Raw genomic sequence first — 2,861 nt, 5'->3', positions numbered from 1 at the left:
TTGCCCGACGGGGTGAAAAATACAGTTGCTACGGCTTTCTATAAAAATACCTAAACCGTCATTCCTACGAACCTACATTCCGTCATTCCCACGAAAGTGGGAATCTAGAACGCAGGGGTGGAGCAACCGTTTTATCTGATAAGTTTCTGTGCGGACAGGTCTGGATTCCCGCCTGCGCGGGAATGACGGGTTTCAAGATTACGACATTTGCCGTTTCGGGTACAGGCAGGGGGTTTTCGGGTAAAATGGCACTCTTTTATCCGGTTGTTGAAAAATATGTCTTCATCTGTTTCAAGTAAAACGCGCTATTGGGTATTGGCACTTGCCGCCATCGTGCTGGACCAGTGGTCGAAGTGGGCGGTGCTGTCGTCGTTTCAGTATCGGGAACGCGTCAATGTCATTCCTTCCTTTTTCGATCTGACGCTGGTGTACAACCCGGGCGCGGCGTTCAGCTTCCTTGCCGATCAGGGCGGCTGGCAAAAATACTTTTTTTTGGTGCTGGCGGTGGCGGTGAGCGCGTATTTGGTACGCGCCATCTTGCGCAACGAGTTTGCAGCCCTCGGCAAAACGGGTGCGGCAATGATTATCGGCGGTGCGTCGGGCAATGTCATCGATCGCCTGATTCACGGTCATGTGGTCGATTTCTTATTGTTTTATTGGCAAAATTGGTTTTATCCCGCCTTTAATATTGCCGACAGCTTTATCTGCGTCGGTGCGGTGTTGGCAGTGTTGGACAATATCGTCCATCGCAAAGATAGCAAAAAAACGTGAATGCCGTCTGAACACGGAATGCAAAACTTATGAACGGAAAAACCATTATCCTTGCCAATCCGCGCGGCTTCTGCGCCGGTGTGGATCGGGCAATCAGTATTGTCGAACGTGCTTTGGAAGAATTTGGCGCGCCGATTTATGTGCGCCACGAAGTCGTCCACAACAAATTCGTCGTGGACAACCTGCGTGAAAAAGGCGCGGTGTTTATCGAAGACTTGGCGGAAGTGCCGCCGGGCGCGACACTGGTTTATTCGGCACATGGCGTATCGAAGGCGGTGCAGCAGGAAGCGGCGGAACGTGGTTTCCGCGTGTTTGATGCGACTTGCCCGCTGGTGACGAAAGTGCATAAGGAAGTTGCCCGACTGGATGCCCAAGACTGCGAAATCATCATGATCGGGCATAAGGGGCACGTCGAGGTTGAAGGAACGATGGGGCAGCTTGCGCCGGGCAAAATGCTTTTGGTTGAAACCGTCGGAGATGTGGCAAAACTCGAAGTCAGAAACCCCGACAAACTCGCCTATGTCAGCCAAACCACGCTCTCGGTCGATGAAACCAAAGACATCATCGCCGCGCTGAACGCGCGTTTCCCCAATATCCGCAATCCGCACAAGGAAGACATCTGCTATGCGACGACCAACCGGCAAACCGCCGTCAAAGAGTTGGCAGAACAGTGCGACATCGTGATTGTGGTCGGTTCGCCCAATTCGTCTAACAGCAACCGCTTGCGCGAAGTGGCGGCATCGCGCGGAATCGATGCGTATATGGTGGACAATGCAGGCTACCTGCAACGCGCGTGGTTTGAGGGCAAAAACAAAGTCGGCGTAACGGCAGGCGCGTCCGCGCCCGAAGTGTTGGTGCAGGAAGTATTGGCAGCCATACGCGGATGGGGGCACGAAACCGTGCGCGAAGGCGAGGGTGCGGAAGAAAGCATCGTGTTCGTCCTGCCCAAAGAGTTGCGCCGCGAGGGCGAAACCAAACCCGATTTGTGCAAACGTTGACGCAGGCGTTAACGCAGGCATCGGATGTTTGGGCAACACAAATGCCGTCTGAACAGGTTTCAGACGGCATTTTTGCCGTGTGCCGGATGCGGAAACCGATCAGGCGTAATGTTGTGCAAGAAAACCGGGCAGTTCGGACAAACCGTCCAATACGGCGAGATGCGGTGCGCCAAGGAGCTGTTCGCGCGAATGTGCGCCGGTGGCAACGCCGACTGCCGCCGCGCCCGCGTTTGCCGCCATATGCAGGTCGTGCGCTGTATCGCCGACGACCAATGCTTCTTTCGGGTCGAGTCCCAGTTCGCCGCAGAGTCTGAATACCATTTCGGGCGAGGGTTTGGACGGATACTCGCTTGCACAGGCGGTGGCGAGCCAATAGCCGCCGGTGGCGGTTTGGCTGATGGCGTTGTCCAAGCCCGCCCGCCCTTTGCCCGTGGCGACGGCAAGCCAGTATCCTTGCGCTTTGAGCGTGTCCAGACAGGGCAGGGCATCGGGAAAGAGCGTCATATTGCGGTTGTTGGGATTGAGGTAATGCGCGGAATAAGTGCGCGCGATGTCGGCAACGGCGGTTTCAGACGGCATTTCGAGCAGGGCGCGGATGATGGCGGGCAGGCTGTAGCCGATCAGGCTGCGAACGCGCTCCGCCTCGGGCGGCGGAAAACCGCATTCGGCGAAGCTGCGGCGCATAGTGTCGATGATGGGTTGGGTCGTATCGGCAAGCGTGCCGTCCCAGTCGAAAATGATGAGTTTGGGCGGGGTCATGGCAGGTTGTTTGCGGTGAAAAAGTAGATTTTATGCGGAAAACGCAGACGTGTCGCATTTTCGACAAAATTTGTCGGCTGCGCGATATGTTTTTCCGAACAAGCCGCGTTGTGCTTTATTAAAATAGAACCATTATCATTTATGTGAATGGGACAGTCTATGTCAGTTTTCCGCATCAATATGACCGCCGCCACGGTTTTGGCAGCACTTTCGTCTTCGGTTTTTGCCGCCCAAACGGCGGATTTGGAAACCGTCCACATCAAAGGTCAGCGTTCGTACAACGCGATTGCCACCGAGAAAAACGGCGATTACAGCTCGTTTGCCGCCACCGTC

At 55.1% G+C, this 2,861-nt stretch carries 3 protein-coding genes; 2 read left to right on the top strand and 1 reads right to left on the bottom strand.

The window, feature by feature from the left end; translation table 11 throughout:
- Positions 1 to 276 precede the first annotated feature (276 nt).
- Together lspA and ispH are read left to right on the top strand one after the other, a co-directional pair.
- Entirely contained in the window at positions 277 to 771 is a 495-nt protein-coding gene (gene lspA / locus Q9J32_RS10045; RefSeq protein ID WP_301885698.1) for a signal peptidase II, read from the top strand.
- Positions 772 to 800: 29 nt separating this feature from the next.
- Positions 801 to 1,769: a 4-hydroxy-3-methylbut-2-enyl diphosphate reductase gene (gene ispH, locus Q9J32_RS10040; protein WP_301885697.1), complete on the top strand. Its 969-nt coding sequence runs from the start codon at positions 801 to 803 to the stop codon at positions 1,767 to 1,769.
- A 99-nt stretch (positions 1,770 to 1,868) separates the two neighbouring features.
- Here ispH and Q9J32_RS10035 read toward each other — a convergent pair whose 3' ends face one another.
- Positions 1,869 to 2,528 (bottom strand): HAD-IA family hydrolase, encoded by a 660-nt coding sequence (locus Q9J32_RS10035; RefSeq protein ID WP_301885695.1) that lies wholly within the window; start codon positions 2,526 to 2,528, stop codon positions 1,869 to 1,871.
- Positions 2,529 to 2,861: the final 333 nt, after the last annotated feature.

Source organism: Neisseria uirgultaei, assembly GCF_962719845.1.
In the GTDB taxonomy this organism is placed as follows: domain Bacteria; phylum Pseudomonadota; class Gammaproteobacteria; order Burkholderiales; family Neisseriaceae; genus Neisseria; species Neisseria bergeri.
The sequence above is the reverse complement of the archived record's forward strand: the minus strand, read 5'-3'. Positions and strand labels throughout refer to the sequence as shown.